Here is a 13,694-nt window from a genome sequence, read left to right as displayed (position 1 = left end):
TAGTGGTGAAAAAGATGATCTATAAAATTTTACACAGAAGCTAGTCTAAGGTTATGCAAATTAGGAATGAATTTGATGACATTGAGGCTGTATGCTAAATTATGAACTCCCCGCCAGCAGTTGTTTCCTCACCAAAACCAGCGTGTATTGATAGTCGCATTTTTTAGTCTGGTAAAGCGTTTTCAGAATGATAAAACGGAGCTGAAGTAGCTCCGTTTTATCGTTGAAAAAGCCGGACTATTTAAACAGCAATCGCAGCGAATCCCATGCGCGTCCGAAGATGCTGGCTTGTTCGACTTGCTCGAGGGCGAGAACTGGAAATTCCGCGACGGGTTTGCCGTCCAACATCATTTTTACGGTACCGACTTTGCCGTTTAGGGCAATCGGCGCGACTAGCGGGTCTTTGCGTTCGAGTGCAGGTTTTAGCTTGGACGCGGCGCCTTTTGGCAATGTCACATACAAATCACGGTTAAAGCCGATTTTGATCTGGGCTTGGGTGCCTTTCCAGATTTCTGGTGTGGCGATTGCCTGACCTTTTTCATAGAGTTTGACGGTGTCGAAATTCAGGAAACCCCAGTTCAATAGTTTGAGACTTTCCTGCGCACGGACCTGGTCGCTGGCTGTGCCGGTTACGACAGAAATCAGGCGGCGCTGGCCTGTGCCGTTGGGGCGAATGGATGAGGAGATCAGGCAGTATCCTGCGGCTTCGGTGTGACCGGTTTTCATGCCGTCGACAGTCGGGTCCAGCCACAGCAGGCGGTTGCGGTTTGGCTGTGTGATTTTGTTATAGGTGTAGCTTTTCGTTGAGTAGTACGTTTTGTAAAACTCAGGATGATCAGCGATCAGGCGTGCTGCAAGCGCAGATAAATCCTGAGCAGTTGAGTAATTTTCCGGGCTGGGCAAGCCATGCGGATTGGCGAAATGACTAGATTTCAAACCGATACGATCTGCTTCACGATTCATTTGTACGACGAAAGCGTCTTCGCTACCGGCGACTGCTTCGGCCAGGGCTACCGCCGCATCATTACCTGACTGGACGATCAGTCCATAGAGCAATTCATTGATGGTGACGGGCTTGTTGGGTTCGATAAACATCTTTGAGCTGCTGGCATCGACTTTCCAGGCGCGGGTTGAAACATTCACGCTCTGATTGAGATCGAGCTTTTTTTCTTTGACAGCGGTGAACACCAGATAGGCGGTCATTATCTTGGTCAGCGAGGCAGGTTCTATGCGCAGCGTCGGATCTTGCGAGGCGATGACCTGATTGCTGGTCGCGTCGAGCAGCAGCCAGGATTTGGCGGCGATCGTTGGCGCTGGCAGACTTTGTGCTGTGGCGACCGGGGCGGTGAAAATACTGGTAGCGAGTGCGCTGATGCTGAGTAGTGATGCGAAGAATTTTTTCATTGAATCGGTAGTAAGCGGTATTAATGTGAATGCAAAAATAAATGACTAAATCGAGGAGATATCAGGTTTATCCCACAAGTTGACTACATAGTTTTTGATATGTTGCAGCTTGCGATGAAAAAAATGATCCGCGCCCGGAATCACGATGACAGGAATGTCCTGCGGACGTGCCCAGTCAAACACAGCTTGCAAGGGGATCGTGTCATCGAGTTCTCCATGGATCAGTATCGTGTTTGCAGGGACATCGGGCATTGGCCATTTTCCCGCAGCGGTACCGATCAGGGCGAGGCGCTCTGCCGGTTTGCCTTGCGCGGTCAGTCGTTGCTGTAATTGTGACTGCACAAAGGTGCCAAAAGAAAATCCACCGAGCGCCAGCGGCAGCTCAGGATAACACTGGCGCATATGGGCGAGCAACAGAGCCATGTCATCTGTTTCACCAGCGCCATGGTCATGGACACCTTCGGATTTGCCGACGCCGCGAAAGTTCATGCGGACGGCAACATAGCCAAGCGCGACAAAAGCGCGCGCCAATGTCTGGGCGATCTTGTTATCCATGCTGCCGCCGAATAGCGGATGCGGATGTGCGACCAGTGCCAGCCCGCGCGGTGCGGCGAGTTGTCCGGCATCCGGCAGATCGAGCGCGCATTCGAGTTGCCCGGCTGCACCGCTGATCATGAAATGTTCAGTTTGGGCGTTCATGCTTAAATTTTTAATCGTTCAACAGTACGTCCGCCGACCAGATCGACCTCGATAATTTCATCAATATCGGATTGATCGACGAAGGTGTACCAGGTGCCTTGCGGATAGATCACCATGACTGGACCTTCTTCGCAGCGATCCAGGCAGCCTGCTTTGTTGATGCGGATCTTGCCGTGCCCGTTCAGGTCGAGTTGCTTGATACGTTTTTTTGCATGCTCTTGTGCTACCTGAGCGCCACGATCCATGCAGCAAGGGCGACCGTCATCGCGGTGGTTCATGCAAAAAAACACGTGTTTTTCAAAATAGGGAGTGTCAGCCATGATATGTCGGTGTGTCTGAAGTGAGCCACTATGATACACGCTAGCGAGGTAGTCGGACTTGATGCATGGGCGCTTTAGAAAAAAACCTGCTTACTTGCGTTCAGGTAATTTTCTGCTAAGCAAGATCCAAAGCATCAGGAATGGCCATAACAAGGATAAAAACTGCGCGGCTCCGTTGAAGTTCAAGAATTTACCTTGCACCCAAGTCTGTAGCGTAACAATGAAATAAGGGTTGATCGGCACAAGATTCACAACGGTCAAACTAATTCCCAACATCAGGATCGCTAAGCGTCGCTGCACATGATGGGGTGCAAATGAAAAGCCATACAGCATGATCGCGGCAATCACCAGGCCGCCTTGCGCACCGGGAGTCAGCCAGGTGAAGGAAAATTCCGGTTTAAACAAGAGTGCGCTTGCGAGCGCCTTGGCGCAAATAGCGGCGACTAACAGTAATCCTGCCAAGCGGACTTTCGGCGCGTGACGGTTCAATATGGATAAGGCGATTAAGACCGCGCCCGTGCAACCACAAGCCGTAATAATCGTCTCTGCGAGTAAAAATTGCTCAGGGCTCAGGTCGATGTCGTTGATCAGGAGGCTGCTGATATCAATCGACAAATCAAAAAAATCGTTGATCCAAAATGACAGGATGGGCAGGATTTGCCCCAGTCCGAATAAATGCGCTTGTGGATAAATCTGCGCCATCGGCCACAGGCTAAGCACCAGAATTTCTCTGCTGGCTTCCGTGTACAGCCAGCGCTTTCGCAATAAACGCAGGCGGCCTTTTTCAAGTAAGAGTGGGATCATGAGTGCGCCGATGATGGCGCCAAGAATGGAGCCGCCCGCATTGGTTAAAAAATCGAGCAGGGAAGTGACGCGGCTCGGCAAAAAGTACTGCGTGATCTCCATCGTCGCTGACAGCAGTGCACCACCGGTGGACGCAATCACGACCGACACACTGCGGCGACATACGGGATAGAGCGCGAACACAATCAGCATGCCAAGCGGGATGTAGCCCAGCACATTGGTCAGGGCGTCGAAGCCTGTCCAGTAACGCGGCCATTGCTGAATCACATCCAGCAAGGCGGCCAGATTATCGTTTTGCCAGCCCGAAAACGGATACAGACTCGCATACATAATCAGGAATAAATACGCCATCAGTGCCGCTCTTGCGAACGGCGATGCCTGACGTTCGGCGATCAGCTCATCGAACGAGGTAGTCGGATCAGTGGTGGTGCTGGGTTCTTCCATCGACGTTTGAGTAAGGGGCAAAGGAGTGCGGTAAGAGAAAAGTGATCAGCTTAAAAAAGCAGCTTAAAAATGATCCGTCTACAAGTGAACGCCAACGATCAAGTATCGACTAGCGCAGTGCCATAGCATTCAGCCATGCCAGCAGGTCGGCGATGACGGCGTCGCTGGCATTCATCATGGCCTTGGCTCCACCGGGGGCATCGGCGCTGGATGAGGCGATCTGCCGACTAAAACTGCGCTGCGCAAGTAGCGTGCGTCCTTTGATTACAGTTGCGCGGAGTTGGATTTGTGCACTACTTGCCGAGCCGGAGCTAAAAACTTGCGAGAACTCATCGAGATCGATTTGTAGCAGTGGTAAATTACTGACACCATCACGAGACGATACGACGCTGCCGCCAGCACCGGCGATGCGTGCTTTTAAACGTTGCGCCAACAATTGCGCCGGTGGCATGCTCCAGCGATGCTGGGAATACGGGCGTGTTTGCTGTGCGTTGTCGTATTCCAGGCGATATAGCATGGCAGTGCCGTCTAATGATGCTGGGGTATTGATGTCGGCGAGGCTGATGGCGAAATTCGCTGTAGTCGTTGCGGTTAGCGGTGCTGCTGCTGTTGATATTGCGCTTAATCCGGTCGATCCAATCGCCGGTATGGAGCCAAAATCATAGGCCTGTTTGACAGGTGCCGGACTTGCGCATCCTTGTAGCAGGAACAAACAGACCATCAGATTCAGCAGATAAGTGATATTTCGGTAATTCATGACAATTCCTTGGTTGCGGACCTGGCGTAACTTAGTAAGGCAATGAGTAAGCTAATTGGACGGATCTGAGTTCGTTATTTCGCCGGATTGAATCCGGCTTCACCCGGACCCGGCGGGGTCATGGGATTGCCAAATAACAGGCTTTGCGGGCGCTCGTTCAGCGCATCGCTAGTACGATTGATCGAGCGCAAACTGTTACGCGCGTCCGTGGTCACTGCGTTGATTTTTGGCAGCGTGTCCTGGCTGATGCCGGCGCTGATAAGTTCTACTGAGTTGTTTAGCCTGGCTAGCGGTCCGTCCGGTGCCTGCATGCTGATCGTGAACTGGTTCAAATTATTACTGAGCTTGCTGGCGTCGCCTGATAGTGTTTTAACGGCGGCCAGCGTGCTTTGAGTTTGATCCGCCAGTGTGGGTAATTTATCTAAAGTCGGCCCTAGTCTGTCCGGTATTTTTTGCCATGCGGCCGCGGCCTTGCCGATATTATCAATCGCGCTGGTGATAGATTTTTGATTATCCGGATCCAGCAGCGTATTGATGCGTTTAGTCAGTTCTTCGGTCTGCCTTAGTATCGCCATGCCGCGTTGTTCGAGATTTTGCATAATCCCGGGCCTGAGAGGAATGCGTGCGGGCGCATCGCCGCTGGCGGCAATTAAAGCACCATGCGGCGCATGGACGTTGTCTTCATCAAGCTGTACGTAAGCAATTCCCGTAACACCCTGATAACCGAGAGTGGCGTAGGTGTCGGGTGTGATCGGAGTGTCGCTGATGACATCGATTTTGAGCAAAATCTGACCTTGTACTGCAGGGTCGAAATTGATACTGCTGACATTGCCAACCTTGATCCCTTTATAGCGCACGGCAGCTTGCACATTCAATCCTGCAACGGAGAGCTTGGTGGCAATTTCATATGGTGTACGTTTGATTTTGTCCTTGCCCAGCCAGAGCGCGAACACGGCAGTCAGTACAAGCAGGGCGATGGTAAAAAAGCCCGCCATCAGAGCATGTGATCTGTTTTCCATTACGGTCTTGCTCCTTCAGCGCCCGCAGGCGCAAACACTTCCATGGCGCGCATGCCGCGACCACCAAGGAAGAATTTTTTAATAAATGGGTGTTTGAACGTGACGACCTCTTGCGGCGCACCGATGGTAACTACCGTTTTATCTGCTAGCACCGCAATCCGGTTTGATAGTGCGAACAAAGTATCCAGATCATGCGTCACCATAACCACAGTCAGGTTGAGTTGCTGATGTAGTTCCTGAATCAGGCTGACGAAGCTATCTGATCGATCAGGGTCCAGCCCGGCAGTCGGTTCATCCAGGAATAATAATTCAGGATCAAGCGCCAGGGCGCGAGCTAGTGCAATCCGTTTGATCATGCCGCCGGACAAGTCCGATGGCATTTTGCGCGCATGTTCAAAAGCGATGCCCGACATATGCAGTTTTAAATACACCATATCGGCGATCAGACTCTCGGACAAAGTACCCATCTCTCGCATCGGCTGCGCGACGTTGTCGAATACCGTCAGCGCGGAATACAAAGCACCATGCTGAAATAGCATACCCGAGCGACGTCGTAAAAAATCCAGATTATCTTCTTTAGGCGCGTGAATATCTTCATCAAATACCCGGATGGTGCCGCGCTTAGGTTTCTCTAGTCCTAGCATCTGGCGCATCAGAACGGTTTTGCCCGAGCCGGAGCCGCCGACGATAGAGAGAATCTCGCCCTGCATGACTTGGAGTTGCAGATTGTCATGCACCACGGCACGGCCGAATTGCGTGCGCAGTCCTTGAATATCAATTATCGGTCGTCCGGTAGTTGCTGTACTGGCACATTGCGTTGGCACCTGCGTTGCGTAGCTGGTCATGATCTTGTCCATCAGTAACCGACTTTGCTAAACATAATCGCGAATATGGCATCAGCGATGATCACAATTGTGATTGAGATGACGACAGAGCTGGTGGTGCCTTGTCCCAGGCTTTCTGTATTTGGTTTGATGCGCAAACCAAAATGGCAGGCGACCAGCGCAATCAATATGCCAAATGTTACGCCTTTTAGTAGGCCTATCCAATAGTTCACCAGCGCGACGGCTTCGGGCAGCTTATGCAGAAAAAACTCTGGCGACATGCCAAGTCGATATTGGGCCGCGAGCATGCCGCCGATCAGCGCCATGACATCGGTCCAGATCACTAGCAGTGGCATTGCGATAGCAAGCGCCAGCACTCTTGGCATGATCAGGCGAAATCCGAGCGGTATACCCATGACTCTCATGGCATCGAGCTCTTCAGTGACACGCATGACGCCAAGCTGCGCCGTGATAGCTGAGCCTGAGCGACCTGCAACCAGTATCGCCGCAAGCAGTGGCCCTAGCTCGCGGATGATACTCATGCCGAGAATATTGACGATATACAGATCGCCGCCAAAAGTCCGTAATTGTTGTGCCGATAAATAGGACAGCACGATACCGATCAGCACACCGACCAAGGCCGTTATGCCGAGCGCCTGAAAACCGGTGCGATAGAGATTGGCAGAAATTTCTTTCCACGGGCCTTTTAACGGATGACGCACGAAGCGCATGAAATCCAGCATTAATTGACCGAGCAAAGCGACCAGGCCGATCGCATGTTCGAAGAAGCCCAGCATGATGACGCCGAGCCGCATAACGCGGGTCAGTCGTTCTTTGGGCGGGCGTGGTACCGGGAGTTTACTAACTTCTTCTAATCGGACCAGTAATCCCTCATGGCAGGATTGTAGTGCCAGATGCGCAGGACGCAATTTGCCCCAGGCTTGCCACAAGAGCTGCGCACCGATGTGATCAAGTGCACTGATGCCGCTGAGATCCCAGTGCGCTGCGCCATCGATTGGTGAAGACAGATCGTGCAGTTGCTTGCAGATGATTTGCATGGTCTGGCGATCACTCAAGGATTGCGCGCGCCAGGAGCCTGTCAGGCTTATCGTGACAGGCGAGGTTGGTTGAATAGTCAGAGCGGGGGGGGTCTCACGAGGCATGCGGTCAGTGTAAGGGAGATTAGGTAGTGCAGCAAATGATGCTTCGAATAATTGCGCAAATAGTCGGTTAAATCACTGCGCTAATAACCTCGAAAATAATCCGGCAAGCGAGGTGGTTAGCGGCATACATGTATTCTAGCGTGCAGTGCGTAACGCATACACAAAATGGCGATGCATGTTGCGATGCCGTGTACCGGGCAGACGATCAAGTTGAAGCTGGTAAATATGAATTGCGCATTTTGCATTCTGTTTTGCCGGTGTAATACCAAAAATTATGCCTAAAGTAATACCCAAGGGTCGCACTGGTCTTTAGTTGTGTGTCGTTGATATACTAGTGGTGAGTATGTGATTATGTTGATTTAATCCGCATTAAATACCTGCGGAATAAGCCTTTAATATCAGATACTCCCTATTTTTCTTGTGGTATGGGAGTCTTTTTATCCATCACTTCGCGGCAGTCGCCTTTGAATGTGGCATTGTCATAATTCGTCCAGCCATAGCTGTCGACGTAGCGGATATGTGCCTGCAATTTAGGATTTAAAAAACTCCATTCCAGCCGCTCTCCGGGATAGTGAATGTCTGCGAGGTCGAGCAGGGAATGAAATACGTTTTCCGTTGAGAGTTTCGCGTTCTGGTGTTTGCGGAGCTGCGCAATTTTGTCGGGATGTTTTGCATGATAGGCGTCGGAATACCACATGAACGCAGGAATGTGAAATTCGTATTGGGTATTGTGTCCGTGAAAGGCCAGATTGCAGGTGCCATCATAGAGGGTCTGTCCATGATCCGACACATACAGCATCGAAGTGATCTGTTCGCTTGCTTTAAGTTTTTGTATGACTTCGGACAGCATCCAGTCGGTGTACAGGATAGAGTTATCGTAGCTGTTGTTGAGCGCCTGCTTGTTTTTCAGGTCCGTGTAGGCCGGATTGGCGACACCAAACAGCGATGGTTTCCAGTGGTCATATTCTTTCGGATGACGATGGCTGTAGTTCCAGTGATTGCCGAGCGTATGCAGGACGATCAGTTTTTTCTGGGCGGGGTCGCGCATGGCGTTGCTCATTGGTGCTAACAGTACCTGATCAAAATTTGAGCTATTGGTGAAGCCACCTAGATTAAGAAATTGTGTGACATCGGCTTCTTTGGCAAACACCGAGGTCGGCGTGTCGAATTGACCGAAACTCATTTGATTCGATAGCCAGAAGGTTTTAAAACCAGCTTCTTTAAATGCGGTGATGAAGGATTTTTCAGAGAATCCTGCTTTCAGACTTTGCGCAGCGGGTTTGCGTGAGACGATGATAGGAACCGACAAGCGGGTTGCAGCAACAGCGGTAACGACATCGCTAAAACTGACCAGATTGCTTTCCAATTTAAGTAAGGGATTGGTATCGCGCTCATAGCCGTTCAGGCTCCAGCGATCGTAGCGAGAGGATTCGCCAATGACCATGACGACGATCTGCGGCTTGCTCTGGTCGCCAGTCTGATAGGCTTTAAATTGGAATTCGCTGCTTTTATCCGCAAGCTTCGAGAGGTAGCTGCGCTCACTCCAAAAGTCGACGCCGCGCACTGCCAGACCAAACGGCCAGGTGCGGGCAAACAGTTCTTCGTCATACGGTATGTTGGCCCAGTGTGGAAGCTTCGGGAGTTGCGGCAAGAGTTTTGCCCATTGTTTTTCCAGATATGACGACGCCTGTTGCGAGGATACTGGGGATGACGGGTTGCTATCCTCGTCGTCTTCCTCTTCTTCGTTGTCGTCAGATGCGCTGGCTGTTCCGCCGGCAGAGCTGGAGATGGCACTGGCTTTAGCGCTGACTTTGGGTGTTGCTGGCTGAATGCCAATTTGCTGACCGTAGGTCCAAACAGCAATGCCTGACAAAATTGTTAATAAAACGGGCCAGCGCGAGATGTGTGTCCAGTCCAGTGCCTTGGTTCGTTTGCTGAGTGCCAGTACGCTCCACCACCAGGCAATCACGGCAATTGAAACGAGCAAAAGCAGCCAGGTTTTATTGCCGAGAAACTCCAGTGCTTCTTTCGGACTGGTCTCGGCAATGATGCCTAAATGATGGGTCGAAATTCCCTGGCCAAAAAAAAGGCGTAAATATATTTCTGTGGGGATCGCAAAAAAAGCAGGTAATAGCAGCCACTGAAACCAGCGCGGCCTTTTGCACAATGACCAGATTCCCAGCCAGGCGAATAATTCCAGCGTGATGATATGCCATGCCTGCTCGACGGGCTTTCCCTGCAAGAGAGAAAAGAAGGGGAGTGCGGACAAAAGAAAATAGCTGACCAGAATAAATAAGGCAGCAGGCTGCAACAACGGCATAGCGATCCTGAGTGTGTCGTCTGATAAATGGAGCTGTTAGCTAACCGGGAGCTGATCAGAAGTAAATAGAGCGCGTAAATATAAATGATTTATGCACTCAGGTGCACCTGGCTTGAGGATTGTTACGAAAATCTTGACTCGGATTGAGTAAAACAAGTCCCGGTACGCATACTTGCAATCCCTCAAAAACCATCTATCCTATAAGGCCCGTCTCGCAGCTGACGCACGTAACTACTTGATTTGCCAGCAGCTTCCGGCAAAACAAACAGATTGACAGTCGCATTATTTAGGGTTTAAACTTGCGAGTTCTCGATTTTGGATGGTCTATGGCTAGCACGTTTTCTCTCAAAATGTGGTCGGCATACTAAGTAAAAAATTGAGTTTGCCCAGCGAAATATCGGGCATAAAAATGGATTTAAGTCCCCGGGCAACCGTTTCCGGGATTGTGTTTTAACGTTGTATTTTGTTGGAATTAAGAGCGATGCCAACCATCAATCAACTGATTCGCCAGCCACGTGTTTCTGCACGTGTCAAGAGCAAATCTCCGGCGCTGGAAAACAGCCCGCAAAAACGCGGCGTATGTACCCGTGTTTATACTACAACCCCAAAAAAGCCTAACTCGGCTTTGCGTAAGGTTGCCAAAGTACGTCTGACTAACGGTTTCGAAGTGATTTCGTACATCGGTGGTGAAGGCCATAACTTGCAAGAACATAGCGTAGTGTTACTGCGCGGTGGTCGTGTAAAGGATTTGCCTGGTGTTCGTTACCATATGGTTCGCGGTGCTTTGGATACTCAAGGCGTTAAAGATCGTAAGCAAGCTCGTTCCAAATACGGTGCGAAGCGTGCTAAGGCTGTTAAGAAGTAATAATCTCGTAATTTAATCTCCGTAAGCTTTACGGATCAGTGTCGGTCCCGAATGGGTCGAGTAAGTGGTGAGCTATGATGGTTTGCCGCGAGTGTGGAGTGAATTGTTGCTCGATGCTCAACTGAAGATTGAAAGGAATTGAAATGCCACGTCGTCGTGAAGTCCCGAAACGGGACATTCTGCCGGACCCAAAGTTCGGCAATGTAGAAGTTGCAAAATTTGTTAACGTATTGATGTTGTCAGGCAAGAAATCTGTCGCTGAAGGCATTATCTATGGTGCATTCGATCATATCCAGCAAAAATCTGGTAAAGATCCATTGGAAGTGTTTGCACTGGCAATTAACAACGCTAAGCCTCTGGTTGAAGTGAAGTCGCGCCGTGTTGGTGGTGCTAACTACCAGGTGCCGGTCGAAGTTCGTCCAGTTCGTCGCTTGGCTTTGTCTATGCGTTGGTTGCGTGAAGCCGCTAACAAGCGTAGCGAAAAATCCATGCCACAACGTTTGGGTGGCGAATTGCTGGAAGCCGCAGAAGGTCGCGGCGGTGCAATGAAGAAGCGCGATGAAGTTCATCGTATGGCAGAAGCAAATAAAGCTTTCTCCCACTTCCGTTTCTAAGAGTAAGAGTAGGGAGCTGTTGCGTTTAATTGAGGTGATGATTAATGCAGCAGTTCTGGCAAGTATTTTGAATCAGGCCGGGCGTAATTTTCACAAAAAATTGCGCTCGGTTTTGTCCATTAAAAGATTTAGGATTAGCTATGGCCCGTAAGACCCCCATTGAGCGCTACCGCAACATCGGTATTTCGGCTCACATTGATGCTGGTAAAACGACGACAACTGAACGCGTTTTGTTCTACACCGGTGTAAACCACAAAATCGGTGAAGTGCATGATGGCGCGGCTACCATGGACTGGATGGAGCAAGAGCAGGAACGTGGTATCACTATTACGTCCGCTGCGACAACATGCTTCTGGAAAGGCATGGCAAATAATTTCCCTGAGCATCACATCAATATCATTGATACGCCAGGTCACGTTGACTTCACAATCGAAGTTGAGCGTTCCATGCGTGTGCTGGATGGTGCTTGCATGGTTTACTGTGCAGTAGGTGGTGTGCAGCCTCAGTCTGAAACTGTATGGCGTCAGGCGAACAAGTACAAAGTACCGCGTTTGGCATTTGTCAACAAGATGGATCGTACTGGTGCGAACTTCTTCAAAGTGTACGAGCAAATGCGCGCACGCTTGAAAGCCAACCCAATTTTGATGCAAATCCCTATCGGTGCGGAAGAGAACTTCCTGGGCGTAGTCGATCTGGTCAAAATGAAGGCGATCTACTGGGATGACGCATCTCAGGGTATGAAGTTTGATTATCGTGATATCCCTGCAGAGCTGGCTGACCAAGCTGCTGAATGGCGCGAAAAAATGGTAGAAGCTGCTGCTGAAGCCAATGAAGAGCTGATGAATAAATACCTTGAAGAAGGTGATTTGTCTGAAGTTGAGATCAAAACAGCGATTCGTGCACGCACTATTGCTGCCGAAATCGTTCCAATGCTGTGCGGTACTGCGTTTAAAAACAAGGGTGTACAGGCGATGTTGGATGCGGTCATTGAATACCTGCCATCACCAGTGGATATCCCACCAGTGTCTGGTCTGGATGAAGATGATGAGCCAACAACGCGTAAGGCAGAAGATACTGAGAAGTTCTCTGCTTTGGCATTCAAGATCATGACGGATCCGTTCGTTGGTCAGTTGATTTTCTTCCGTGTTTATTCTGGTACCGTGAAGTCGGGCGATACAGTCTACAACCCGAACAAGAATAAAAAGGAACGCCTAGGCCGTATTTTGCAGATGCATGCTAACCAACGTGAGGAAATCAAAGAAGTTCATGCTGGCGATATCGCTGCTGCCGTTGGTTTGAAAGAAGCTACAACTGGTGAAACTTTGTGTGATCCAGCATCGATCATCACTCTGGAGCGCATGGTTTTCCCTGAGCCAGTTATTTCTCAGGCTGTTGAGCCTAAGACTAAGGCTGACCAGGAAAAAATGGGCTTGGCTTTGAATCGTCTGGCACAGGAAGATCCATCATTCCGCGTAAAAACGGATGAAGAATCTGGTCAGACCATCATCGGTGGTATGGGTGAGTTGCATCTGGAAATTATCGTTGATCGTATGAAGCGTGAATTCGGCGTTGAAGCGACAGTAGGTAAACCACAAGTTGCGTACCGCGAAACTATCCGCAAAACTTGCGAAGAAATCGAAGGTAAGTTCGTTAAGCAATCTGGTGGGCGTGGTCAGTACGGTCACGTTGTTCTGAAGATTGAACCGCAAGAACCAGGCAAAGGCTTTGAATTCGTTGACGCAATTAAAGGTGGTACTGTTCCTCGTGAATATATCCCTGCAGTTGAAAAAGGCGTTGTAGAAACTCTGGCTTCTGGTGTATTGGCTGGTTACCCAGTTGTTGATGTTAAGGTAACTTTATTCTTCGGTTCTTACCATGATGTCGATTCCAACGAAAACGCGTTCCGTATGGCGGGTTCGATGGCGTTTAAAGACGGTTGCCGTAAAGCGAGCCCAGTTATTCTGGAGCCGATGATGGCTGTGGAAGTTGAGACGCCAGAGGATTACGCAGGTACAGTCATGGGTGATTTGTCCTCACGCCGTGGTATGGTGCAAGGTATGGATGAGATTCCTGGTGGTGGCGGTAAGATCATCAAGGCAGAAGTGCCATTGTCCGAAATGTTTGGTTACTCGACTTCCCTGCGTTCAGCAACTCAAGGTCGCGCAACATACACGATGGAATTTAAGCACTACTCCGAAGCGCCGAAAAACGTTATCGATGCAATCGTGACGGCAAAAGCGAAGTAATTTAAGCTGAAATAAGTAAGTATCTGAAAAGCCCGCCTCACGCTGAGGCGGGCACATTATTGATAAATCGTTCTTTTTGAAGGAAGAATAAAATGGCAAAAGGTAAGTTTGAACGCACCAAGCCGCACGTCAACGTAGGCACAATTGGTCACGTTGATCACGGTAAAACCACTCTGACAGCAGCGATTGCGACAGTATTGTCCAAGAAATTTGGC

The 13,694-nt window shown here is 50.0% G+C and carries 13 protein-coding genes; 4 read left to right on the top strand and 9 right to left on the bottom strand.

Features of this window, described 5'->3' with window-relative positions; all coding sequences use genetic code 11:
• Positions 1-237 precede the first annotated feature (237 nt).
• The 9 genes from ACO0LE_RS15585 to ACO0LE_RS15545 form a co-directional block, all read right to left on the bottom strand.
• Positions 238-1,404, bottom strand: coding sequence for a D-alanyl-D-alanine carboxypeptidase family protein (locus tag ACO0LE_RS15585; RefSeq protein ID WP_422961267.1), 1,167 nt, complete (start codon positions 1,402-1,404; stop codon positions 238-240).
• 45 nt (positions 1,405-1,449) lie between these two features.
• The gene (locus ACO0LE_RS15580; protein ID WP_422961266.1) at positions 1,450-2,103 is read right to left on the bottom strand and encodes an alpha/beta hydrolase; all 654 of its coding nucleotides are present in this window, start codon (positions 2,101-2,103) and stop codon (positions 1,450-1,452) included.
• Between the two features lie 2 nt (positions 2,104-2,105).
• Positions 2,106-2,423, bottom strand: a complete 318-nt coding sequence (locus tag ACO0LE_RS15575) for a (2Fe-2S) ferredoxin domain-containing protein (protein WP_422961265.1) — start codon at positions 2,421-2,423, stop codon at positions 2,106-2,108.
• A 90-nt stretch (positions 2,424-2,513) separates the two neighbouring features.
• Positions 2,514-3,671: a VanZ family protein gene (locus ACO0LE_RS15570; RefSeq protein WP_422961264.1), complete on the bottom strand. Its 1,158-nt coding sequence runs from the start codon at positions 3,669-3,671 to the stop codon at positions 2,514-2,516.
• Positions 3,672-3,780: 109 nt separating this feature from the next.
• On the bottom strand, positions 3,781-4,428 hold the full coding sequence (locus tag ACO0LE_RS15565; RefSeq protein ID WP_422961263.1) for an ABC-type transport auxiliary lipoprotein family protein: 648 nt from the start codon (positions 4,426-4,428) through the stop codon (positions 3,781-3,783).
• Between the two features lie 74 nt (positions 4,429-4,502).
• Positions 4,503-5,447, bottom strand: coding sequence for an MlaD family protein (locus ACO0LE_RS15560; RefSeq protein WP_422961262.1), 945 nt, complete (start codon positions 5,445-5,447; stop codon positions 4,503-4,505).
• Positions 5,447-6,292, bottom strand: coding sequence for an ABC transporter ATP-binding protein (locus tag ACO0LE_RS15555; protein WP_422961261.1), 846 nt, complete (start codon positions 6,290-6,292; stop codon positions 5,447-5,449). The genes ACO0LE_RS15560 and ACO0LE_RS15555 overlap by 1 nt, the downstream gene beginning before the upstream one ends.
• A gap of 11 nt (positions 6,293-6,303) precedes the next feature.
• Positions 6,304-7,434 carry an MlaE family ABC transporter permease gene (locus ACO0LE_RS15550; RefSeq protein WP_422961260.1) on the bottom strand — a complete coding sequence of 377 codons (1,131 nt, stop codon included), beginning with the start codon at positions 7,432-7,434 and terminating at the stop codon, positions 6,304-6,306.
• Between the two features lie 409 nt (positions 7,435-7,843).
• A complete protein-coding gene (locus ACO0LE_RS15545) occupies positions 7,844-9,754 on the bottom strand; it encodes a phosphoethanolamine transferase (RefSeq protein WP_422961259.1) in 1,911 nt (636 codons plus the stop codon).
• Between the two features lie 481 nt (positions 9,755-10,235).
• On the opposite strand from ACO0LE_RS15545, the gene rpsL reads away from it, so the two are divergent.
• The 4 genes from rpsL to ACO0LE_RS15525 form a co-directional block, all read left to right on the top strand.
• Positions 10,236-10,619, top strand: coding sequence for a 30S ribosomal protein S12 (gene rpsL, locus ACO0LE_RS15540; RefSeq protein WP_110258019.1), 384 nt, complete (start codon positions 10,236-10,238; stop codon positions 10,617-10,619).
• A 143-nt stretch (positions 10,620-10,762) separates the two neighbouring features.
• On the top strand, positions 10,763-11,233 hold the full coding sequence (gene rpsG / locus ACO0LE_RS15535; RefSeq protein WP_262838688.1) for a 30S ribosomal protein S7: 471 nt from the start codon (positions 10,763-10,765) through the stop codon (positions 11,231-11,233).
• Positions 11,234-11,373: 140 nt separating this feature from the next.
• The gene (gene fusA, locus ACO0LE_RS15530; protein WP_422954728.1) at positions 11,374-13,479 is read left to right on the top strand and encodes an elongation factor G; all 2,106 of its coding nucleotides are present in this window, start codon (positions 11,374-11,376) and stop codon (positions 13,477-13,479) included.
• 92 nt (positions 13,480-13,571) lie between these two features.
• The coding region (locus ACO0LE_RS15525; protein WP_017454492.1) for a GTP-binding protein at positions 13,572-13,694 on the top strand (123 nt) is incomplete at its 3' end.

The sequence above is a fragment of the Undibacterium sp. Xuan67W genome, assembly GCF_049340165.1.
Lineage (GTDB): Bacteria > Pseudomonadota > Gammaproteobacteria > Burkholderiales > Burkholderiaceae_D > Undibacterium.
The sequence above is the reverse complement of the archived record's forward strand: the minus strand, read 5'-3'. Positions and strand labels throughout refer to the sequence as shown.

What these genes read in the sequence shown, in the direction of transcription:
- ACO0LE_RS15585 (WP_422961267.1), bottom strand. Translation starts at nt 1,404, where the DNA reads ATGAAAAAATTCTTCGCATCACTACTCAGCATCAGCGCACTCGCTACC.
- ACO0LE_RS15580 (WP_422961266.1), bottom strand. Translation starts at nt 2,103, where the DNA reads ATGAACGCCCAAACTGAACATTTCATGATCAGCGGTGCAGCCGGGCAA.
- ACO0LE_RS15575 (WP_422961265.1), bottom strand. Translation starts at nt 2,423, where the DNA reads ATGGCTGACACTCCCTATTTTGAAAAACACGTGTTTTTTTGCATGAAC.
- ACO0LE_RS15570 (WP_422961264.1), bottom strand. Translation starts at nt 3,671, where the DNA reads ATGGAAGAACCCAGCACCACCACTGATCCGACTACCTCGTTCGATGAG.
- ACO0LE_RS15565 (WP_422961263.1), bottom strand. Translation starts at nt 4,428, where the DNA reads ATGAATTACCGAAATATCACTTATCTGCTGAATCTGATGGTCTGTTTG.
- ACO0LE_RS15560 (WP_422961262.1), bottom strand. Translation starts at nt 5,447, where the DNA reads ATGGAAAACAGATCACATGCTCTGATGGCGGGCTTTTTTACCATCGCC.
- ACO0LE_RS15555 (WP_422961261.1), bottom strand. Translation starts at nt 6,292, where the DNA reads ATGACCAGCTACGCAACGCAGGTGCCAACGCAATGTGCCAGTACAGCA.
- ACO0LE_RS15550 (WP_422961260.1), bottom strand. Translation starts at nt 7,434, where the DNA reads ATGCCTCGTGAGACCCCCCCCGCTCTGACTATTCAACCAACCTCGCCT.
- ACO0LE_RS15545 (WP_422961259.1), bottom strand. Translation starts at nt 9,754, where the DNA reads ATGCCGTTGTTGCAGCCTGCTGCCTTATTTATTCTGGTCAGCTATTTT.
- rpsL (WP_110258019.1), top strand. Translation starts at nt 10,236, where the DNA reads ATGCCAACCATCAATCAACTGATTCGCCAGCCACGTGTTTCTGCACGT.
- rpsG (WP_262838688.1), top strand. Translation starts at nt 10,763, where the DNA reads ATGCCACGTCGTCGTGAAGTCCCGAAACGGGACATTCTGCCGGACCCA.
- fusA (WP_422954728.1), top strand. Translation starts at nt 11,374, where the DNA reads ATGGCCCGTAAGACCCCCATTGAGCGCTACCGCAACATCGGTATTTCG.